The sequence below is a fragment of the Halomonas sp. 3A7M genome (assembly GCF_014897875.1).
GTDB lineage: Bacteria > Pseudomonadota > Gammaproteobacteria > Pseudomonadales > Halomonadaceae > Vreelandella.
This window is the reverse complement of the sequence record NZ_JABUZD010000023.1, coordinates 21,091-42,797: the sequence shown is the minus strand read 5'-3', so window position 1 is coordinate 42,797 and position 21,707 is coordinate 21,091. Positions and strand designations below refer to the sequence as shown.

At 54.9% G+C, this 21,707-nt stretch carries 19 protein-coding genes and 1 pseudogene; 13 read left to right on the top strand and 7 right to left on the bottom strand.

Annotated features, from left to right (window positions below; all coding sequences use genetic code 11):
* The 3 genes from INT19_RS01795 to INT19_RS01785 all read left to right on the top strand — a co-directional run.
* Nucleotides 1–495: HlyD family secretion protein (locus INT19_RS01795; RefSeq protein ID WP_193059489.1), on the top strand; the 495-nt coding region annotated here is incomplete at its 5' end.
* Nucleotides 492–3,257 carry a ribosome-associated ATPase/putative transporter RbbA gene (gene rbbA, locus INT19_RS01790; RefSeq protein ID WP_193059488.1) on the top strand — a complete coding sequence of 922 codons (2,766 nt, stop codon included), beginning with the start codon at nt 492–494 and terminating at the stop codon, nt 3,255–3,257. The genes INT19_RS01795 and rbbA, both read left to right, overlap by 4 nt.
* A gap of 1 nt (nt 3,258) precedes the next feature.
* Nucleotides 3,259–4,383: an ABC transporter permease gene (locus tag INT19_RS01785; RefSeq protein WP_193059487.1), complete on the top strand. Its 1,125-nt coding sequence runs from the start codon at nt 3,259–3,261 to the stop codon at nt 4,381–4,383.
* Nucleotides 4,384–4,407: 24 nt separating this feature from the next.
* Here the strand turns inward: INT19_RS01785 and INT19_RS01780 are convergent, their stop codons facing one another.
* Complete coding sequence (locus INT19_RS01780) at nt 4,408–5,055, bottom strand: class I SAM-dependent methyltransferase (protein ID WP_193059486.1); 648 nt, start codon at nt 5,053–5,055, stop codon at nt 4,408–4,410.
* A 39-nt stretch (nt 5,056–5,094) separates the two neighbouring features.
* Between INT19_RS01780 and INT19_RS01775 the strand changes: the two genes are divergently transcribed.
* The 4 genes from INT19_RS01775 (at nt 5,095) to INT19_RS01760 (ending at nt 7,263) form a co-directional block, all read left to right on the top strand.
* Nucleotides 5,095–5,478 carry a VOC family protein gene (locus tag INT19_RS01775; protein WP_038482244.1) on the top strand — a complete coding sequence of 128 codons (384 nt, stop codon included), beginning with the start codon at nt 5,095–5,097 and terminating at the stop codon, nt 5,476–5,478.
* Nucleotides 5,479–5,565: 87 nt separating this feature from the next.
* Complete coding sequence (locus INT19_RS01770; RefSeq protein ID WP_193059485.1) at nt 5,566–5,958, top strand: DUF4870 family protein; 393 nt, start codon at nt 5,566–5,568, stop codon at nt 5,956–5,958.
* Between the two features lie 3 nt (nt 5,959–5,961).
* On the top strand, nt 5,962–6,894 hold the full coding sequence (locus tag INT19_RS01765) for a lysophospholipid acyltransferase family protein (protein WP_193059484.1): 933 nt from the start codon (nt 5,962–5,964) through the stop codon (nt 6,892–6,894).
* Nucleotides 6,895–6,912: 18 nt separating this feature from the next.
* The gene (locus INT19_RS01760; RefSeq protein ID WP_193059483.1) at nt 6,913–7,263 is read left to right on the top strand and encodes a DUF4870 family protein; all 351 of its coding nucleotides are present in this window, start codon (nt 6,913–6,915) and stop codon (nt 7,261–7,263) included.
* Nucleotides 7,264–7,403: 140 nt separating this feature from the next.
* On the opposite strand, the gene INT19_RS01755 is transcribed toward INT19_RS01760, so the two are convergent.
* Nucleotides 7,404–9,017 carry an alkaline phosphatase gene (locus INT19_RS01755; RefSeq protein WP_193059482.1) on the bottom strand — a complete coding sequence of 538 codons (1,614 nt, stop codon included), beginning with the start codon at nt 9,015–9,017 and terminating at the stop codon, nt 7,404–7,406.
* 176 nt (nt 9,018–9,193) lie between these two features.
* On the opposite strand from INT19_RS01755, the gene INT19_RS01750 reads away from it, so the two are divergent.
* The 4 genes from INT19_RS01750 to INT19_RS01735 all read left to right on the top strand — a co-directional run bounded on the left by INT19_RS01750 (nt 9,194) and on the right by INT19_RS01735 (nt 14,330).
* Nucleotides 9,194–10,723 carry a glucan biosynthesis protein gene (locus INT19_RS01750; RefSeq protein WP_193059481.1) on the top strand — a complete coding sequence of 510 codons (1,530 nt, stop codon included), beginning with the start codon at nt 9,194–9,196 and terminating at the stop codon, nt 10,721–10,723.
* Complete coding sequence (gene mdoH / locus INT19_RS01745; protein WP_193059480.1) at nt 10,716–12,695, top strand: glucans biosynthesis glucosyltransferase MdoH; 1,980 nt, start codon at nt 10,716–10,718, stop codon at nt 12,693–12,695. Before INT19_RS01750 ends, mdoH begins: the two co-directional genes overlap by 8 nt.
* Nucleotides 12,695–13,477 (top strand): FkbM family methyltransferase, encoded by a 783-nt coding sequence (locus INT19_RS01740; RefSeq protein ID WP_193059479.1) that lies wholly within the window; start codon nt 12,695–12,697, stop codon nt 13,475–13,477. The genes mdoH and INT19_RS01740 overlap by 1 nt, the downstream gene beginning before the upstream one ends.
* Nucleotides 13,478–13,541: 64 nt before the next feature.
* Entirely contained in the window at nt 13,542–14,330 is a 789-nt protein-coding gene (locus INT19_RS01735) for a creatininase family protein (RefSeq protein WP_193059478.1), read from the top strand.
* Here the strand turns inward: INT19_RS01735 and ribA are convergent.
* A complete protein-coding gene (gene ribA / locus INT19_RS01730) occupies nt 14,327–15,430 on the bottom strand; it encodes a GTP cyclohydrolase II RibA (RefSeq protein ID WP_193059477.1) in 1,104 nt (367 codons plus the stop codon). The genes INT19_RS01735 and ribA overlap by 4 nt on opposite strands.
* A gap of 64 nt (nt 15,431–15,494) precedes the next feature.
* On the opposite strand from ribA, the gene INT19_RS19325 reads away from it, so the two are divergent.
* On the top strand, nt 15,495–16,352 hold the full coding sequence (locus INT19_RS19325; RefSeq protein ID WP_319022070.1) for a RibD family protein: 858 nt from the start codon (nt 15,495–15,497) through the stop codon (nt 16,350–16,352).
* A gap of 78 nt (nt 16,353–16,430) precedes the next feature.
* Here INT19_RS19325 and INT19_RS19320 read toward each other — a convergent pair.
* The 4 genes and pseudogenes from INT19_RS19320 to INT19_RS01710 all read right to left on the bottom strand — a co-directional run.
* Nucleotides 16,431–17,312, bottom strand: a pseudogene (locus INT19_RS19320) (lysylphosphatidylglycerol synthase transmembrane domain-containing protein); the annotation flags it as partial.
* 4 nt (nt 17,313–17,316) lie between these two features.
* Nucleotides 17,317–19,263: a glycosyltransferase gene (locus INT19_RS01720; RefSeq protein ID WP_193059475.1), complete on the bottom strand. Its 1,947-nt coding sequence runs from the start codon at nt 19,261–19,263 to the stop codon at nt 17,317–17,319.
* Complete coding sequence (locus INT19_RS01715; RefSeq protein ID WP_193059474.1) at nt 19,260–19,658, bottom strand: 6-pyruvoyl trahydropterin synthase family protein; 399 nt, start codon at nt 19,656–19,658, stop codon at nt 19,260–19,262. Before INT19_RS01715 ends, INT19_RS01720 begins: the two co-directional genes overlap by 4 nt.
* Nucleotides 19,659–19,692: 34 nt before the next feature.
* Nucleotides 19,693–20,682, bottom strand: a complete 990-nt coding sequence (locus INT19_RS01710) for a zinc-dependent alcohol dehydrogenase (protein ID WP_193059473.1) — start codon at nt 20,680–20,682, stop codon at nt 19,693–19,695.
* A gap of 227 nt (nt 20,683–20,909) precedes the next feature.
* Between INT19_RS01710 and INT19_RS01705 the strand changes: the two genes are divergently transcribed.
* A complete protein-coding gene (locus INT19_RS01705; RefSeq protein ID WP_193059472.1) occupies nt 20,910–21,644 on the top strand; it encodes a CDP-alcohol phosphatidyltransferase family protein in 735 nt (244 codons plus the stop codon).
* The last annotated feature ends 63 nt before the right edge of the window (nt 21,645–21,707 follow it).

Sequence of the window (21,707 nt, the reverse complement as noted above, 5' to 3'; positions counted from 1 at the left end):
CGCTCTGCGGTTACTGCCGCCGAAGCCACCATCACGCGTATCGATGCAGACATCACCGACAGTCAGTTGGTTGCGCCTCGTGCAGGGCGCGTACAATTCCGTATTGCCCAGCCTGGCGAGGTACTTCCAGGTGGAGGGCGAGTGCTGAACCTGGTCGATCTTAGCGACGTACACATGACGTTCTTCTTACCTGCCGAACAAGCAGGTCGTGTAGCGCTGGGCAGCGAGGCACGTATCATCCTGGATGCGGCACCTGACCTAGTCATACCGGCACGCATCTCGTTTGTCGCCAGCACGGCACAATTTACGCCTAAGACGGTAGAGACCGCTTCGGAACGACAAAAATTAATGTTCCGAGTGAAAGCACAGATTGATCGAGACCTTCTACAACGTCATCTTGAGCAAGTTAAAACCGGTGTCCCTGGGGAAGCCTGGGTTAAGCTTGACCCCGACGCAGAGTGGCCTGCTGAGTTGGCTGTTCGGGTACCACAATGATAGCAACACCGCCCTCATCACCTACGCCAGCGGTAGTAATACTATCAGCCATCCAGCTGCACTATGGTAAGCAGGTTGCCCTGGCGGGCATCGATCTAGAAATCCCTGCGGGCAGCATGGTTGGGCTGATAGGGCCTGATGGCGTTGGAAAATCCAGCCTGTTAGCGCTTATTGCGGGGGCACGCGCGATCCAAGAAGGGCAAGTGGAAGTGCTCGGCGGCAATATGGCCAACAAGCGTCATCGCGACACTATCTGCCCGCGCATTGCCTATATGCCCCAAGGGTTGGGCAAGAACCTCTACCCGACGCTTTCAGTAGAGGAAAACCTACAGTTCTTTGCCCGCCTCTTCGGCCATGAGCATGCCGAACGACGTCGCCGAATCGACGATTTAACCCGTAGTACGGGGCTGCACAGATTCCTTGGCCGCCCAGCAGGCAAACTTTCCGGCGGTATGAAGCAGAAGCTGGGGTTATGCTGCGCGCTGATCCATGACCCCGATTTATTGATCCTCGACGAACCAACCACCGGCGTCGATCCATTGGCCCGCGCCCAGTTCTGGGAGTTGATCGCACGTATACGTCGCCAACGACCACAGATGAGCGTGGTGGTCGCGACCGCTTACATGGATGAAGCCCAGCGCTTCGACTGGCTAGTGGCCATGGACGACGGCAAAATTCTGGCTACCGGAACGCCAGCGACATTGCTAGAGCGTACTGCCAGTAACTCCCTGGAAGCTGCCTTTATCGCCCTGCTACCGGAAGAGAAAAAACGCGACTACGCACCAGTGCATATTCCGCCGTTGGCACAAGATGACGATGAAGTCGCCATTGAGGCTAAGGGCCTCACCATGCGCTTTGGCGATTTTGTCGCCGTCGACCACGTCAGCTTTCGGATCCGGCGTGGCGAGATTTTCGGCTTTCTTGGCTCCAATGGTTGTGGCAAATCAACCACCATGAAGATGCTTACCGGTCTGTTGCCGGCCAGTGAAGGCCAGGCGTGGCTGTTCGGCAAACAGGTGGATACCCGCGATATCGACACCCGCCGCCGTGTGGGCTACATGTCCCAGGCGTTCTCACTGTATGGCGAACTAACCGTTGAGCAAAACCTAATCTTACACGCCCGCCTTTTCCAGGTCCCTCAAGCGGAGATAGCCACCCGCGTGGATGAGATGGTGAAACGCTTCGACCTACAAGAGGTACGCGGCAGCCTGCCGGAAAGTTTGCCACTCGGCATCCGTCAGCGTCTTTCCCTGGCGGTGGCGATGGTCCACAAGCCCGAACTACTCATCCTGGATGAGCCGACTTCTGGGGTTGATCCCGTTGCCCGCGACAACTTCTGGCGGCTGATGATTGAGCTAGCGCGCCGTGACCGGGTGACCATTTTCATTTCTACCCATTTCATGAATGAAGCCGAGCGCTGTGATCGCATGTCGATGATGCACGCCGGTCAAGTGCTCGATAGCGACACGCCTGCGGCACTGGTGAAAAAACGTGGAGCAGCGACTCTGGAAGAGGCGTTCATCGGCTATTTGACCGAAGCAGGCGCCGACGAACAGGACCAGGAAGCACCCGAGGCAACGCCCAACTCAGTGACCACGACACCGCCCACCCTGCCTCATAACGGCGTAAAACACAGCGCTTTTAGTCTCCAGCGTCTACTTAGCTACACTTGGCGAGAATCGCTGGAGCTTCGTCGCGACCCGGTGCGCGGCACCCTTGCCCTGCTTGGCTCACTCATCCTGATGTTGGTCATTGGCTACGGCATCAGCCTGGACGTGGAGGATCTCAGCTATGCCATCCTTGACCGCGACCAGACGACCCTGAGCAATAGCTATGCGATGAATCTGTCTGGCTCCCGCTACTTTATCGAGCAACCGCCATTGATTGATTACGCAGATATGGACAAGCGCATGCGCAGTGGCAAGCTCACCCTGGCCATTGAAATCCCTCCTGGCTTTGGCCGTGATGTGAAGCGAGGAAGCCAGGTTGAAATCGGCGCCTGGATTGATGGTGCGATGCCCCAGCGTGCTGAAACCGCACGCGGCTACGTGCAGGGTATCCATCGACAGTGGCTACTCGAGCAAGCAGGGCAAGCCGCGACTAATGTCACTGCCCCCGCTGCTAATGTCGAAACCCGCTTTCGCTACAATCCTGATGTTCAGAGCCTGCCAGCCATGGTGCCAGCAGTCATCCCTCTTCTATTAATGATGCTACCGGCGATGCTGACCGCGCTGGCCGTCGTGCGGGAAAAAGAACTCGGGTCGATCATCAACCTCTACGTCACGCCTGTCACTCGTAGCGAATTCCTAGTCGGCAAGCAGTTGCCTTATATCGCTCTCGCTATCATCAATTTTCTGCTAATGGCATTACTCGCGGTCACGCTATTTGATGTGCCCATCAAAGGCAGCTTCCTGACGCTGCTGTTAGCAGTAGTGATCTACAGCATTATCGCAACGGGCATGGGACTGCTCGCCTCGACGTTGACGCGCAGCCAAATAGCAGCGATGTTCTTCGCCATCATCGGCACGTTGATTCCCGCCGTGCAATTCTCAGGAATGATCGATCCGGTCAGCTCACTAGAAGGCGTGGGGCGTTTCATTGGCACCATCTACCCCACCTCCTACATGTTAACCATCACGCGCGGTGTATTTAGCAAAGCGCTGGGGCTTGGCGACCTCTATACCCTGTTTGTCCCACTGTTGATCGCAGTTCCAACGATCATGGGACTGTCTATTTTCCTGTTAAAAAACCAGGAGCGCTGAGATGCATAGTGTCTTGACTATCTACCGGCTGGGCGTCAAGGAACTATGGAGCCTGATCCGCGACCCGATTATGCTAATTCTGATCGCTTACGTGTGCAGTATCTCGGTCTACACCAAGGCGACCGCGTTGCCCGAAAGTCTCCACATGGCTCCCATCGCCATCGTTGATGAAGATAACTCGCCGCTATCATCTCGTATTATCACGGCGTTCTATCCCCCCCAATTCGCTATCCCAGACAAGATCTCACTTCGTGAGATTGACCCTGGGCTAGATGCAGGCCAGTACACTTTCGTCCTCAACATACCACCCGATTTTCAGCGCAACGTACTGGCTGGTCACGCCCCTCAGATTCAACTCAATATCGATGCCACACGCATGAGCCAAGCGTTTACTGGCAATGGCTATATCCAGCAAATCGTCATGGACGAGATCAACGCGTTTACTCAACGTTACCGCAACTCTAGCGCCCCACCCGTCGACCTAGTACTACGAGCGCGCTTCAATCCTGGGCTCGAAAAAGCTTGGTTCGGATCGCTGATGTCCATCATCGATAACATTACCATGCTCTCTATCATTCTCACTGGCGCAGCGCTGATACGCGAACGAGAGCACGGTACCATTGAGCATCTACTGGCAATGCCAGTCACCCCGGCAGAAATTATGCTGGCCAAGGTCTGGTCAATGGGTCTAGTGGTTCTGGTCTCCGCACTGCTTTCGCTCTATTTAGTTGTTAGCTGGGCCTTACAGGTACCCATAGCAGGCTCAGTGACACTGTTCGCTGTGGGGGCAGCGCTCCACCTCTTCGCGACCACCTCTATGGGCATCTTTCTCGCCACCCTTGCACGCAACATGCCACAATTTGGCATGCTAATGGTGCTGGTACTGCTGCCCCTGCAACTGCTATCCGGGGGTACGACACCACGCGAAAGCATGCCGGAAATTGTCCAGCACATCATGCTGCTCGCACCAACCACTCACTTCGTCGAACTGGGTCAGGCAATCCTTTATCGAGGTGCGGGGATAAACGTAGTATGGCCTCAGTTTCTGCTGCTGCTGTTGATCGGTAGCGTTCTATTCGCTTTTTCTTTATCGCGTTTTCGCAAGGCCATCGGCCAGATGGCATGAGTCATGAACTCTGGCACCGAATCATCAAGTTAATGGTCTGCGGCGGAGCAACACCACATCCGCTGCGGGAAATTCCACCACCATGCCCCAACGTTCGGCTATCCAACAAAACGTCGCTTCGCTGAAAAAACTCACATGCGTCGGGTCGTTTATATAGTGCCAGCGGGCAAATGCTGCTGGGGTACTGACACGCTTTGTCATGACCCCAAGATAGCCCCCAGGGACTATTTTCTCGACCAGTTGACTAAGCTCTTCGCCTGGCCTCGCGAGATGCTCTAACACCTCGGTGGCCGTAATAAAGTCATACTGGCGGTTTAGTACTTCAACGTCAGGGGCGTAAAAAATATCGTAAACCGCCATCGCAAACCCCACCTCCTCAAACATCGCCGACAGCGTAGGCCCTGGGCCACAGCCAAAGTCTAGCCCTTGGGAATCTTGTGGTAGCTTAGCCACTAACGGAGCAAATAAACGCCCCAAAAAACGCCGATATCCCGTATCATGCGGCGAATTCTGATGCTGGTCGTATTCTGCCTTTTCTTGATGCGCATCTAAATGCTGCTCGGCAGGCACAAACACCAAGGCGCACGTGGCACACTGGTAGTAATCGCGGCGACGGTCTTGGTGATAAAGCGCCGGTTCAGGCGTATAGCATAGCGGGCAGCGTCGCATCATCGTATTCTCATGTTTTACGTTTGTTTTAAGGAAAGTGGCATGCTCTCAGGTTTTGACCATCTTGTAGTTACGGTGACTGATATGGGTCGCGCCGTGGATTTTTACTCCCGTGTGCTGGGGTTAGACGTGCGCTACCGAGACGCACAGCGGGTAGATCTTATGCTAGGCGACACGGCACTGCGCCTGCATCAAACCGACACTGATATTGCGCCTGTTTCTGCCACCCCTACCCCAGGCAGCCTGGATTTATGCCTGCGCTGCCAACTGCCGCTGGATGAGTTCAAACAGCACTTAGATGCACTTGCTATTGACGTAGAGCTTGGCCCAGTTGCTCGCCAAGGCGCTAATGGTCCAATTGAGTCGATTTACTTACGCGACCCAGACGGTAATTTGCTGGAAATTTGCCGACCTGCTACCCGCTAATGATAAGCCGCGCCAGCCGCGCTATCATAGTGAGCTTTAACGGCGTCCTCGGGGACGCCTCATGGCGAATAGCAAAAAGGATCGGTTATGCGCGACGATGCCAACAAAGCACCTTTAGAAGGTGAAGTAATTAACGACAGTACGTCTTCAGAACAGCCGGATACCACCATGGCGATGGTGATTTACGCGCTTTATTTGGCAAGCTTTTTGGTAGGGTTTACCTCGCTGGTCGGCATCGTTATCGCCTATGTCTATCGTGGTAAAGGACCTGAATGGCTAGATGAGCACTACCGTTACCAGATCCGTACGTTTTGGATTGGGCTGCTCTACGGCAGCATCGCCACGTTGCTAACGTTTATTCTGATTGGCATCCCCATGCTATTGGCGTTGGCCGTATGGTTTATTGTTCGCTGTGTGAAAGGCTTTAAGGGTCTGCAGGAGAAGCGTGCGCCAACCAACGTTGATAGCTGGTTCCTGTAATTTATGACAGAGCAGTCACCGTCTAAAAAATCACGTTTCCAAGCACGTGCCATCATAGCCCTTTGGAAGCTCCTGGCGCGCTGGCCACTTGGCGTGCTATGGCGTATCGCCGTGCGGTTAGGTCCGCTGGTCTATCGCTTTAGCAAACGAGAGCGTCAGGTGACGGAAATCAATCTGGCAGTGGTTAACCCAGAAGCCACTGCCAGCCAGCGCAAAGCCCTTGCCATACAAAGCCTGCGCCACTCGGCGGCGACAATGCTGGAACTTGGCCATGCGTGGATGGCTGCGCCCGAAAAAGTAGCAGCCAGCATTTTGTCGGTTCATGGCCGAGATAAGCTAGACAGCGCCCGCGCCGATGGCCGCGGCGTCATTGTGCTTGCTCCGCACTTTGGTAACTGGGAGGTGCTTAATTTTTGGCTCTCCAGCCACTTCCCTTTTACCGCCATGTACGAACCCCCCAAAATTGCCGACCTTGAGCCTATTATTCGCCATGGCCGTGAGCGCATGGGAGCCAGCTTGGTACCCACCAACGCCAGAGGCGTCGCTGCCCTTCTCAAAGCGCTTAAGCGTAGCGAAGCTATTGGCATCTTACCGGATCAAGAACCGAACTGGGGTAGCGGTGTATTTGCCCCTTTTTATGGGCGCGATGCCTATACGGCAACGCTGCTACCGAAACTGGTCGCCCGCACTCAGGCAAGAGTAGTCACTGGCGTTGCCTTACGGGTGCCCGGCAAGGGGTTTGAAATTCATTTCCTTGACGCCGATGAGCAGGTTTACAGCGCCGATGATGTGGTCTCAGCCACTGGTGTTAATGCCAGCGTAGAAGCGTCAATTGCGCTTGACCCAACGCAGTATCAGTGGGAATACAAACGCTATCGCAAGGTCATAGAGCAACAGCAAGGGCTGGCAAACGCCAGAGAATTTCGGATTTACTAACGGGTAACGAGGTAATTTATGACCCAGCGTTATAGTCCCACTGAGGAAACGCGCCCACCCCAGATCATTTACGCGCTCTACTTAGCGGGTCTAGTAACAGCCAATATTACACTGTTGATTGGCGTTATAGTCGCTTACGTATATCGCAAAGAGGCCGCGCCGTGGTTGCAAGCGCACTACCGCTATTTGATCCGGACTTTTTGGATAGGCTGCCTCTACTTTATCGCCACCTTTACCCTTAGCTTGATGTTAGTAGGCACCTTGCTATGGCCACTATTAGCCGTGTGGCTTGGTGTGCGCTGTATTATTGGCTGGCTCGCAGTGCGCAAGGGAGAGCCGCCGGCTCGTCCTGGCAGTTGGCTCTGGTAACAACTAAGTATCGCCCCCCTCCAACCACGCCAGCATTTGCTGCAGCAAACTTCGCGACGGCGCTAGGCGCAGGAGCAACTGAGCAACTGAGCAACTGAGCAACTGAGCAACTGAGCAACTGCTAAGGATGACAGGCTAGGTCATGGTGTCGTCTCAGTCGTTGACCCAGAAGAAGTTAATGCTGGCGTGCCGAAATCTTGCTGTAACCAATGACGCAGCTGGCTCATTTTCGCGGCTTCCTCAGGGCTTTCCAGTGACGGCAGCATGCCATCAATAAAACCACGTACCTTGAAAGGTGCTAAGAGTCGGGGGTCACCGCTAATCACATGCACGGGCACCGCTGCACTGGCGTTGTCGCCGGTAATCAGCGGTGCCGCCTGATGATCTCCCAGTACAATCAATAGAGTGTTGTCATCAACCACTCGCTCGGCCCAACGCCCAGTGACCTTCACAGCGTAGTCTATCGACCAAGCGTAATGGTCGCGGATACGCTCAATATCCTGCCAAAGCACTTCTGGCGGATCACCGGCCTCCTCCCAAGGGGCAAAAATACGCCCATCGCCTATCATCGACCAGTCTTCGAAAACGGGTAAAATTGGTGTCCATGGCGCGTGGCTAGAGATAAGTGCAAGTTGCGCGAATACCGGCGCTTCGCCTAACAAATGTCGCTGGGTGTAATCCAGCGTGAACTGATCGGGCATTGTGACCCAGTTCAGCGCTGGCCCGGCATAGGGTAAATCTTTCGCTGCTGCAATCTCATCAAATCCGTAGGCCAGCCCTTCTGGCCAAGCCAACGTAATGGCTGGCATGACACTAAGCGTCCGCTGCCCAGTGCTACTAAAATCACTAATCAGCGTTGAATGACCGCTTTCCAGCATCAGCCGATACCATAGCTGATTATCAATCCAGCGACCGCTTAGCGCCGTGGCATGAGCAAGCCAAGACTGACCTCCCCGAATAGGCGCTTCTAGCAACCCCGAAACAGCGTGTAGATCGCGCTGACCCAAACGTTGCTGTATGTCATCTAGCGTAGGCAGTACGACACTGCTGTAGCGAGCATCATTAATGGCCGATACACCATAAGATTCAATAAACGTTAATAAGACATTGCGCCCCAACAAACCGGGTAATGGGCTAGGCTCTAACGGTGACGCCTGCAGCTGTTCGCTAAACGCCACTCTCGCCCGATGAGTCGCCACTACCTGTTCCCACTGGAAACGCGTGGTGTTAACAGCAGGCAGCGTTGATTTAGCGACCAATCGCTTGCCGTTAGCCTCGGAAACCGCGAAACCTGCTGCGGTGATCATCACGAGGATGGCTAGAGCACCTGAAGCACGCCTCACCGATAGAGGCTTAGCAGGCAGCAGCAATCGCAGCATCACCCATAAACTACCTAGCAGGGCCGCACTGCCCAACAACATCAGGAAAATTGCTGCCAGTTGACCTACATTACCTACTAGCAAATGGTAGATAGAGCGCACCAAAGGCACGTCCAGATAGAGATTAAGTGATCGCCCAAACGCGGTGTGTGTCGCGGCATCACCTAGGTTGGCTGCCGATACCAACGCCAGCCAACCTACCAACAAAATAGCCAACCAGCGACGTAAGCTACCAGGGCGAATAAGTAGCATTACAGGGGCTATAAGCCATGCTTCCCAAGCAATTAGAGGAGAGCCAATCTCACCGAAACGCCACCAAAGCGGCAATACCAGTAGAAAGTTGAGCGTTATACATGTGAGTAGAAGACGAATCATCAGCGCTTCAACAGCATAGCAATCACCTAAACATTACACGCTTAATGGAGTTTAAAGCTTGCACACGACCATAAAAATCATATACCAATAGGATCAATGGTATAACTTTTGTTGAAATATTTCATATACTGATTTTATGGTTACCATGTTGGCATGCAATCGAAAGGAACTCGCTCATGAGTGTTCGTACTGCAGCAAAATGGATGTTGTCATTCAACTGCTTGATCGCCTTTTCTGCGATTGCTAACGATGATGATGTTTTTGACCACGTTATTGAGCGTGCTAAAACCTTAGCCGATGCGCCTTACCAGCCCCCGCATGAGACGCTTCCCAGCGCTCTGACGTCGTTAAATTACGACCTGTATCGACAAATCCGTTTCAATCCCGAGCGAGCCTACTGGCGCGATGAAAGCCCTTTCAGTATGCAGCTATTTCATAGCGGATTTATATTTCAAACCCCCGTCACGATTAATGTGATCGACGATGGTGACGTTGAACCACTCTCTTTCTCGGCCGATGACTTTCAGTACGATGGCGATGCCAACCGTTTGTTAGAGCATGATTTAACGGGCAGCGGTCATGCCGGTTTTAGGCTGCACTATCCTATCAATAGTGATGATTATGCCGATGAATTTGCTGTTTTCCTTGGCGCAAGTTACTTCCGTTTAGTAGGACGCGACCAAGCCTACGGCCTTTCTACCCGTGGCCTTGCCATTGATACCGCATTAGCCAGTGGTGAAGAGTTTCCCGAATTTCGTGAATTCTGGCTCTACAAGCCTGATGAAGATTCTGACAGCATTACGCTACTCGCCCTCATGGATAGCCCATCGCTAAGCGGTGCCTACCGCATTACGTTAACGCCGGGCGAGAGCACCGAGGCAGATGTAGAAGCAACGCTGTTTGCACGTTCTGATATAGCAAAGCTAGGGGTTGCGCCGCTCACCAGCATGTTCACCTTTGGGGAAGCCGGCACCGAACGAGCTGATGACTTTCGTCCCCAGGTACATGATTCTGATGGTTTGCTAATCCACACGGGGGCCGACGAGTGGATTTGGCGGCCGTTGCAAAACCCCTCATCGCTTCGCGTATCAGCGTTTATGGACGACTCCCCTTCTGGGTTTGGTCTAATGCAGCGGGAGCGGGACTTTAACCGCTACCTAGACCTTGAAGCCCACTACCATCGCCGCCCCAGCCAGTGGGTCGAACCCCTTGCTGACTGGGGACCAGGGCATGTAGAACTCGTCGAAATTCCCACGCCAGATGAGACTCACGACAATATAGTGGCTTATTGGGTGGCCGAGGAGGCGCTCACTGCTGGCGAGTCTCGCCACCTTCACTATCGAACGTTTACGCTCAATGAACAGCCCGAGGCTAATTCACTGGGCAAGGTTGTGCGCACCCGCCATGGAAACGCAGCGGTTCCAGGCGAGGCCGACTCCCCCTCTGCTGATCAGCGCCAATTTATTGTCGACTTCCAGGGCGGCAAACTGGATGACCTGACATCAAGCGAGCCAATCGAGTTGGACATCAGCGTGCTCAATGGCGAGGTATTACTACCTCAAGTTAAAACACTACCCAACAACGGACAACGGGCCACTTTCCGACTGCCCCCCAGCAGCGAGCCTAGTGATATCCGGCTACGGCTGATGGTTGAAGGAGAGCCGATTACTGAAACCTGGAATTACGTGTGGTATCCCGATGCCTGATCTCCACGCGTTGCGGCCTTCGATGCCCTGGCTTAACGGTCGTAGAGCCTTCTTTGCTTTCACGGTGTTAGCCACCAGCATTGGTGGCTGTATCGCGATGGCGAAGGTCGTTGCCAACTTTGCCATTGGCTGGCAGCTCACCATGTTGATCCTATTTGCATTAACGTTTACTTGGATAGCGCTGGCTTTCTGGGGGGCACTATGTGGCTTTGTGCTTTGTGCGCTACGCCGCGATCCACTCAGCTTACGTCGCCAAGCCATTGAAAACCCCAATGCTAGCCTGTTAATCAGCCGCACCGCGCTAATAATGCCTATTTATGCAGAACCTCCCATCCCGACCATTGCAGGGCTAGAAGCAACGTGTCATTCACTTCTCCAGCAAGCAGAAGCGTATGGTGCAGGAACACCCAGTGCTATCAACAAATACTTTGAAGTGTTTGTATTGAGCGATACTCATGAGTCGGCCATGGCAGACATCGAAGCGGCCCATGTGGCTGCCTTGCAACAGCGCCTGGCCGGACAGATAGCCGTTCATTATCGGCGACGCCCTAATAATGATGGCCGCAAAGCAGGCAATATCGCAGAGTTTTGCCGCCGCTGGGGCCGCCGCTATGACTACTTGGTGGTGCTAGATGCCGACAGCCTAATGAGTGGCGCTACACTGCTGCACTTAGTCCACCGGATGCAGCGGCAACCCAGCGTAGGGCTTATTCAAACGGTGCCTATCCCTGTTGGCCAACGCACGCTATTTGGACGTTTTACCCAGCTAGCCTCAGCACTCTACAGCCCGATGCTGGCAACTGGCCAAAGCTTCTGGCAGGGCGATGCGGCGAATTACTGGGGCCACAATGCGATTATTCGCACTCGGGCCTTTATGGCCCATGCCGGGTTACCTATCCTTTCAGGTAAGCCACCGCTGGGAGGGGAGCTATTAAGCCACGATTTCGTCGAAGCGGCTCTCTTGAAACGGGGCGGCTGGCAGGTGTTACTGGATACCTCTGCGACCACCGCCGTATCTCGCCATAACCCTTACGCTAGCGCGTCACACAACAGCTTTGAAGCTATGCCGAGTAACATGCTCGACTTTGCCAAGCGTGATCGCCGCTGGCTACAGGGCAACCTGCAGCACTTACGCTTACTCACCGGCGCCGGTTTTCACCCGATTAGTCGGCTACACTTTTTATTCGGCGCGTTTGCCTACCTTTCTTCGCTTGTTTGGCTTGGGCTTCTGCTCTGCACCAGCCTGATGGTGGGTTATCAAGCCATTGAGACCACGTCAAACCCGCCTTTGCCTGAAGCCCTCTCTCTGAGTCTGTTAAGTGTAACGCTGGGTATGCTGATTGCGCCCAAGCTGTTGGGGCTATTACTAACGTTCTGGCAATGCCCCCATGCTTACGGCGGGCGACTCAAGCTTGTCACCAGCACACTCTTGGAAATTCTGTTTGCTGCATTGATTGCACCACTGATGATGGCGTGGCATAGCTTATTTATCATCAACGTGTTGATTGGCCGAGCCATTGACTGGCAAACCCAACACCGGGGAGAGCGTTCGCTAAGCTGGCGAGAAACATGGCACCACACTGGGTGGATGACGCTGTGTGGTATTGCTTGGGCAGGCACGATGATACTCTTTTCACCCTCTGCGTTTGGTTGGTTAACCCCCGCATGGCTGGGGCTGATTGGAGCCGCTCCACTGGTGAAATATTCTAGCAGTGCCACTTGGGGAGGCCTCGTTAGCCGCAAGTTCGGCTTACTGCAAACACCCAGTTCAGCACAACAACCACCACTTTTGGAGGAGTTTGCCGCGTTAGAAAGCCGCAGTCATCAATCCATTGCCACCTTAGCTCGCTCGTCGCTAACACTTGCTCTAGCGCCTCCCCAAGAACAGCCAGGCGATATGCCCTGCCAGTCGTTTCGCCATCACGTCCAGATAAAAACCGAGCATGCACCACCCACTAAGGAGCCCCACTAATGCCTTCTGCTTTTTTTCATCGGCTGCGCAGTGCCAGCGGTATGGTGCGTTCACTGTTTATTTACTGGCGGCCAGGAAGGCAAAGGGGTCTGAAACAGTTATATCGTCCGTTTATTCAACCGGGCGATATCGCTTTTGATATTGGCGCTCACTTAGGCGACCGTAGTGCCGCCTTCCACTCGCTAGGTGCTAAGGTAGTGGCATTAGAGCCACAGCCAGCACTGGCCAAATGGTTTAAACGGATACTTAATCAGCCTAACATCACGCTCTTACCACTGGCCGCTGGACCGCAACCCGGCTATGCGGATATCGCTATCAGTGTTAGCAATCCGACCCTCTCTACCCTAGCGACCGAATGGCGACATCAGGTGGGCGAACGAAACCCTGGCTTTCAGCACGTGCAATGGGAACAGCAGCTAAGCGTGGAAGTCACTACACTGGATCAACTGATCGCCACTTACGGCGAACCAAGCTTTATAAAAATTGATATTGAAGGGTTTGAAGCAGAAGTGCTGATGGGGCTTAACCACCCGGTAGCAGCGCTTTCAGTGGAATTTGTTGCGGGCGTGTTAGAGGTCAGCCATGCCTGCGTTGAACAGCTGTCACGTCTTGGCGACTACCGTTTCAATGCAATTGCCGGTGAGCAGCGCCACTTCCGCTGGGCAACCTGGCAATCCCCTGAAACCATTACCCAATGGCTTAACGATGGCGTTGACGGCTTAGCCTCTGGGGATCTCTACGCCTGCCGCGCCGACCATCCGCTGTTAAACGAAGCCGCATAACTCTTCAAAAAACGATTTTAAAACACGGCTTTTAAAACATAGCTTTCAAAACAAGAGAATCTGCATGATTTATCACTGGCAAACCCTCACCGCTCCCCAGCTCGCCTCGATTGCCGAAGGTGATCCAGTCGCAGTGATCACCTTGGGGGCCATTGAGCAACACGGCACTCACCTACCGCTGGGCACCGATCTGATCATTGGTGAAGGGTTACAAGCCGCCATGTTAGACATGATTGACCCAGCACTCGACGTGCTGTGTCTGCCAGCAATTGCCGTCGGTGCGAGCGACGAACACGCCAGCTTTGCTGGAACGCTTAGCCTGCCCGCTCCACTCGCCATCGCGACATTAGAGGCTTACGGCGAAAGCATTGCCCAGGCAGGGATAAAAAAGCTGGTGCTGATTAATAGCCACGGTGGCAATAAAGCCGTGATGGATCTTGCCGCGCTGACCCTACGCAAGCAGTTTGAAATGCGCGTGGTGAAAGCCACCTATACGCGGCTACCGCCGTTGGAAGGTGCTATCAATGCCGATGAGCTGCGCTATGGATTGCATGGCGGATTATTGGAAACCGCCATCATGCTGCATTTAGCGCCTGAGCTTGTGCAGCTCGACAGCTACCAACCTACCCCACCGGCAATGCCTAAAGGTGACGCCCTGGTCAGTCCAGAGGGTAGCGCCGCGTTTGCCTGGCTTGCCGAGGACCTGAGTAGGTTCGGCGTTGCCGGTGATGCAACGGGTGCTCATCAAGCATTGGGTGAACGGTTAGTCAGGCACTACGCCACTCAGTTGGCGCAGGTGGTGGCCGAAACCGCCCGCCTGCCACCGCTTATCACTGGTAAAACGCCAGATTAACGCCCACGACCTTCAAGCACTTCGTCTAAAAAATGCCCTGCCCGGTTGGCTTTGGCGCTTAGGTAGCGGTGATTGTGATCCGTCACACTACCGTAGAGCGCCTGACGTGAGACGACTTCAATACCCCCTTCACGCAGCGCTGCCATTTTTAGCGGGTTGTTGGTCAACAGCTGAACTTTATCGATCTCTAGCGCATTGAGCATATCCACCGCGACGGCGTACTGCCGCTCGTCGTCGCCAAACCCTAGCACTTGGTCGGCATCGACGGTGTCTAAACCGCCATCTTGCAAGGTGTAGGCGCGCAGCTTATTGGCTAAACCAATTCCCCGTCCCTCTTGTGCTAAATAAAGCAGTACGCCGCCACCCATCGCTTGAATATCGGCCACCGCATTACGTAACTGCTCGCCACAGTCACACCGCAGACTGCCGAACAGATCACCGGTGAGACAAGCCGAGTGCATACGCAAAGGAACCGCCCCAGGGATAGTAGCCAAATCGCCAATCACCACGGCCACATGCTCTCGCAGACCATCAGGTTCACGAAACAGTACGAAGCGGCTTTCAGGCGCATCTTCAAGGGGAATACGTGCTTCACTGACACGCTTTAGCATCCCCGGGGCACCGGCTAAACACGTCTCTGCATCGCGGGCATTCACTTCTAACAGCTCGCCTTTTGCTAACTGCTGAGCAATATTCTCGGCTGATGTCGCACTGACCTCTGCGCACAGCGCCGCCGGTATCAATAGCGCACGACGCATAAGTGCCACAGCGCCTCTCTCTCCCACGCCAGCAGGCTTCAGGCCGCTTAAAAGCGAATGAGCCTTCGACGCTTCATTGGACACAGCAAGGTGATGCAAATCACGCTCACTGATTTGCTCGGTGAGCGGTAAGCAGGCCGCATCCGCCTTAAGCGACATGCCCATTGCCTGCAAGCGATGACGCGTTAATACCAGCGCTGGCCGAGAGCCGGAGAGTTTCGCCAGTGAATCGACCGACACACTGCCTTCAAGAGCCTGTACCAACAGACGTTGCTCTCCGGTATTAATTACCACGGGCAATCCACGGCGAATATCGAAAATAGCGCGTTCAATGTGATACATGTAGGCCTCCAAGTTGCCGGTTGGGGCGGACAACGTTTGCTTGCGTCGGGCAACATGGCCCCGCATGATGAGTTGCTGTTTTTTGAGTGGAGATACCATGCCTGGCACCAATGAAGTGACGATCGATACCGACCAAGCGTGGGCATGGTTGCTGGACACTCAACAGGGCATCAAAAGTGACGCCACTATGACGCTTGATACCCATGGCGGTTGGCACTCTCCCCACGCAGTCACAAGCGCCGCTCAGGAGCTGTTGACGTGTTTGCTGCCACTGGTGCGTCATTCGAGCTGGGTGGTTGCCCAACTGGGGCAAAGCCTGGATGGGCGCATCGCTACGGAAAGCGGTCATTCCCACTACATCAATGGCGTTGAAAGCTTGGTGCATCTGCACCGGCTGCGAGCGCTGGCAGATGCCGTAGTGATTGGCGCAGGTACGGCGAGTGCTGATAATCCTCAACTCACCGTGCGCCATGTGGCGGGCAAACACCCCACCCGAGTGGTGATTGACCCACGAGGACGTGTGCCCGTTGATTTGGCGCTGTTCACCTCGTCTACCGCCCCCACGCTGCATCTCACCGGGCCAGAGGTAACGGTGGCGCCAACGGCCGCCGAACACTGCGTGCTGCCGTTGGATACCAACGGTCAGTTCCGTCCCACCGACGTTATTGCCCTGCTGGCAGATCGTGGTCTTACGCGGGTATTGGTAGAAGGCGGCGGCGTCACTGTTTCGCAGTTCATTGAAGCGAACGCGGTTGACCGCTTGCATTTGCTGGTTGCGCCGCTGCTGATCGGTTCCGGCCGACCTGGGCTGCAGATGACGCCCATCGATACCCTTGAGAATGCGTTGCGCCCGACGATGCGCTCTTTCCGCTGCGGGGACGACACGCTGTTCGACGTAGTGCTGAGCGGACGCACTGCCTGACGGAGAACCGGACGGCGGAGAACTGGATGGCGTCGCATGTGTCCGTGAAGCCAGCGCTGCCCAAATGCCTGGCAGGCTACCCATCAGCACTAACACACCATAAGCCAATGATATCGCCACACCTTGCGCCGAAGGCAAGCCAACAAACATCCAAATGCCTGCGGCGGCGCCTTCTCGCACCCCCCACCCGGCAATCGAAAGGGGTACCAGCATGGCAAGCAGCAACACTGGAGCCAACGCCAAAATATCTAAGGTCGCCAGCTCTATGCCGATTGCCCGAGCCGCGCAGACCATTACCAAGCCATAGCTAAGCACGATAGCAAGAGAAGAGATCAGTTGCCGTGGCCATACGTCGCGCTGCAGTAGCCCGCGACGCATATCCTGCCCTAATGCAGCGCACCAAGCGGGTAGCGTTACCGCCGAGCGCCGCAGCCAGACCATCAGCGTCACACCGGCCACCATCACGATAACCGCTACGCCCGCCACTACCATCAAGCCACTGAAGCCCAGCGCTGTTAGCCAGAGTGGTGACGTGAACAAGGCGATTAGTGTGTAAAGTGCAATCGCCAGCTGCCCAGAGGCACGCTCAATCACCACCGCACGCCAAGCACTTCCCTTCGAAGAAGACTGACGGGCATGGCGATGGGCACGACCCGCATCACCCAACACGCCGCCAGGCAACAACTGGTTAACCAACAACGCTAAGTAGTACTCCCGCAGTGCATAACGGTAGCGCAGCGGCACGTCGATTAAGCCTGCTGTCAACTGCCAGCGCCACGCGCTCAGCATCACTTGCAGCACACTGATCAACAGCGCCAGAGCCATCCAAGCCGGCGCAAAACGCTGCACTTCGGCCATCACCGCGTCTGGCTCTACCCACAGGGCAACAGCGGCCAGCAGCCCTAAGCTCACTAGCCCTTTTTGCACCCACGGGGTTCTCAGCCAGCGCCAGCGTCGCATGGGGTTAGCCCTCATCCGCTGGCAGCGCCAGCAAGTCGCGGTGGCCTACCCAAATACCGATCTCGCCTTTGGCTACCTGACCCAGGCGCTGATCACGCCAAAGAGCAATCCGTAACGCCGCCTCAGGAGCCTGTTCGTTAGCAGCGCTCGCCCATCCTTCAATCAACGCGCACATTAAGGGGTACTGCGCTGGCTTGCCCGCCGCCAAGCGCCATGGTGTTTCAGCCTCGTTAACACGATAACCGTGGCCAGCCATCGCTTTAGCTAGCGCACTGTGAGCAGCGCCGCCTAATGCACCGCCTAGGCCCTTATCCCGGCTCTGGTGTGCGTTGAACAGCTCACAGACCCAGCGATCGTCAAGGTCGTTCAGAGGTTGCTGCTGGGCATTGGTAAAGTACCATTCGCCGGTAATGCTTAGAGTGATAAGCAGCGCTTGGCGATGTTTAGCACACTGTGCAGCCAAGGCATCGATCCACTCTTGAGACACCAGATCAATCAGCGCAGATGCCGTCACTACGTCACAGTGCGTAAGAGCTGGGTGATCCAGCTGTTTAAGGGAGACGCAGTGGGTTTCGACCTGCAGTGGCTCACCTTTACCGGTGTTCAATTGGCTGGTTCGCGAGTAGGCTTCATTCAGTAAGGCCGGGTCATGATCAATCAGCATCCAGCGCTGGGCATGCTGCAAGCGAGGTGCAAGAAACTGGCTATTGCTGCCGCGTCCACAGCCTAAATCCGCTAGTGTGATTGGCGAGCAAGCTTCTGCTCTCCACTTATCTTCTGATAACCAGCTCGCTAACGCCTCGACCAACGCTTGGCTGCGCGAACTGGCATCGACGCTTTCACGCAGCGACAGCCAATCCGCGCTAAATTGGCTTCCTGGCAACAATGTCGAAGATTGCTGCAACGCCTGGGAAAACGCTTTTCCTGCAGTCTGCCAGTCGCCCAAGCGGTCACGTGCAGCGGCGGCGCCTGCGCGTAGCTCAGTGCGTAGTGCCTCATCCTGGCAGAAAGCCGCCAGCGCCCTCGACAGCGCCTCAACATCCCCCGGTGCTACGCTGATGCCAGCCCCTTTAGGTAAGGTATCCCGCAGTGCTCCGCCGGTGGTGGTAATAACCGGCAAGCCATGGGCTAGCGTTTCAGTTACCACCATGCCGTAGCCTTCGTACCAAGAAGGTAACACCAGTGCATGGGCATTTTGATAAGCGGCTTCCAGGGTCGCAGCATCACATTCGCCGTGAAGCGTTATCCAATCACCAAGCTGATGGTTGTCGATCAGTGTTTGAACGCGCTCCGTAAACGCAGCATCACGAGCACCGCCAAAGCAATCACATCGCCAGTGACCACGCTCAACATCCGCCAAGGCTTGAACCAAAATATCCTGTCCTTTACGCGGGGTCAGCGTTGCCACGCATAGCAGGCGGATAGGTTCGTTGGGTTGCGCCGCGGGGCTGACCGGAGCACGTTCAACGCCAGGTTCCACCACGCTGATAGGGGCACCAAATGGCAGCGCGTATTGCTCCGCCAGTGCTGTTACACGGCGTTCAGTAAAGCGACTGGTCACAATCACTCTATTCACATGCGCCAGCCCGAGCAGTTCGCAACGGTGAAAACGCTGCTGATCCAGCTCACTCAAGCCCTGCTCATCACCTAACGGATGATGCAGTAACGCAGTGATATCAAGGCGCTCAGCATGGTCAGCTACCACATCGGGCAATGCTCCCATGGCTAGGCCGTCAATAATCACTCGCGAACGATCCTGTAATACAGAAAGCGCACTGGCTAGCGCTTGAGCCGCCTCATCATCGGCATCAGGAAAACGCCCTGCCAACCCCACCACATTGATAGCCAGCCCACGCTTGCGCAGCGCAGCGACAATATGGGCGTCGTAAATATACCCGCCGGTACGCTGGTCTGGATCGCCAGCCACTATCAAGGTCAATGGCTGACTCATAGCGCTCCTTCATAACTTGCCCACGCCACATGAGATTCATGCAGTTTGATCTCCATATGCGTCAGCCCCTGAGCGGTGGCGCCCATTCTTCCTGCTTTGATGGCAGCCGCCAACTGGTCAAAAATCACCTTGGCCATAAATTCCGTGGTGGTGTTTTTACCGCTAAACTCGCTTACCTCATCAAGGTTGCGATAGTTGTAATCCGCCAGCACCTCTTTAACCGTTTCACTGGCCAAACCGATATCAATCACTAGACCATCCTGGTCAAGTTCAGGGCGCTGAAATACCACGTCCACGACATAGGTGGCACCGTGGGTGCGTTGGGCAGGGCCGAATATTTCCCCATTAAAACTGTGGGCAATCATGAAATGGTCACGAACGCATAAACGGTACATAGACACTCCTGTCGTGTTAAATAAGCCACATCGCCTAAGCGGGCAATGGATAACGAATTCGATGGCAAAGCGCTGTGCTATCAGGCCCAAACAGAGCAGGCGCCAGCGTTGGAAAATCGGCAAAGTCGCTCTCACCGCTGATCAGCGCATCTAATCGCGGGTCGGTGAGTAAGCGTAAAGCGAGCGCTAAACGGCGGCGATAATTCCAACGCGGCTGCAACTTGGCAGGCAGTTGTCCAACCTGGCTGGCGCGAAGCGTTAAACGCTGGGAGTGAAAAGCACCACCGAGTGGTAGCGACACATCGCCTTCGCCAAACCAGCTCATTTCAATCACCCGGCCTTCGTTGCCCAGCAAGCTCATGGCCAGCTTCAGTCCATCCGGCTGACCACTAGCATGGATCACGCAATCTTGGTCGCTGGGTGCCTGTCCTGGTGTACAGAAGGGAATCCCCAAATGCGTTGCCAACGCTTCTCGCTCGGGATTAATGTCGACCAGGCACACTTCTACACCTGGAATTTGCGCACACAGATACGCCACCAGTGCACCGACAACGCCAGCGCCCACCACACACACGCGCTCGCCAAGCATGGGGTTAGCATCCCACACGCCGTTAATGGCAGTTTCCATGTTGGCGGTTAGCACGGCACGGTGAGCAGGTACGTCATCGGGAAGCGCTAAAACAGCGTCGACAGGCACGACGTAGTAGTCCTGGTGCGGAAAAAGGCAAAAAACGGTTTTATTCAATAAATGATCTGGCCCCTGCTCCACATAACCAACGTTGCAGTAGCCGTATTTCACGGGCGTAGGAAACTCACCCGCTTGGAAGGGAGCGCGCATGCGCAAATATTCACTTTGCGGCACCCGTGCGTTAAACACCAGCGACTCAGTGCCACGGCTTACGCCACTATAAAGGGCACGAACCCGTACCTCATTGTCGTCGGGTGATGCTAGTGGCTCCTGCTTGAGCTCACCATGGGTAGGGTGGGTCACCCAAAAAGCCGTAGCGGTATCAGGCGGCAACATGACATTTCCTTATGGTTTAAGCGCTTCATCCCTCCATACAGCGTAGCCTAGAAAGCGAAGCGGCTGCTTAAGCCCTGGCTGCTTAACCCCTGTCAGCGCGAAGATGATTTGAAACAACTATATTCACATCATGGACAACCTTACCTTCTTATACAAGAATGGTACATAAGAAATAGTTTGCACACTTTAATTCAACCGCGGGCCAGTCAGCCGCTTTGCGAGTAAGCATGCCCTCTCTTTCCAACACCTCCAGTGTCTCTTTGCCCAAGCGTATTTACACCTTGGCGGAGATAGCCCTGGCCAGCCTATTACTCGCAGGCTTAGGATCGATGCTGCCGGGATTAGTCGCCAGCGCTGCAAACTGGTGGTTGGCAGCTGGCTTCTACGTCGTGATGGGCGTACTGGTGGTAAGTTTTTGGCCCCATGGCCCGCTCGGTTGGGCAAACCGGGTAACGCTTGGGCGCGGCGTACTCGTCGCCATCGTGGCAGGGGCACTGGCAGCGAATGCCTTTACTAACGCAATTTGGCTATGGCTAGCGGTGGCCGTCATCGCGCTATTACTGGACGGTGTGGATGGCTGGATTTCCAGGCGCACTAAAACCCACACCACGTTTGGCGCGCGCTTTGATATGGAGCTGGATGCAGTATTAATCCTGATACTCTGCATTGGCTTATTGCAGAGCGAACATCTAGGCGCTTGGGTACTACTGATTGGCGGCATGCGTTATTTATTTATCGCCGCTAGCTGGCCATTTGCGTGGCTAAAAGCACCGTTATTCGAAAGTTTTCGGCGTAAAGCAGTGTGCGTGTGGCAGGTTGTTGCATTGCTGCTAGCGTTAACGCCACTCACTTCTCCTTTCGCTGCAGGCCTGCTTGCTCTGAGCGCGTTAGTCTCACTCAGCTACTCATTTGGCTTCGATGTGTGGTGGCTGTACCGACAACACAAACATGACGCCCACTAGCAAAGTAAAGGTCACGGCATCATCTCGCTAAGCGTGTCCAATACGCCACTTTTGCCGAGCAAA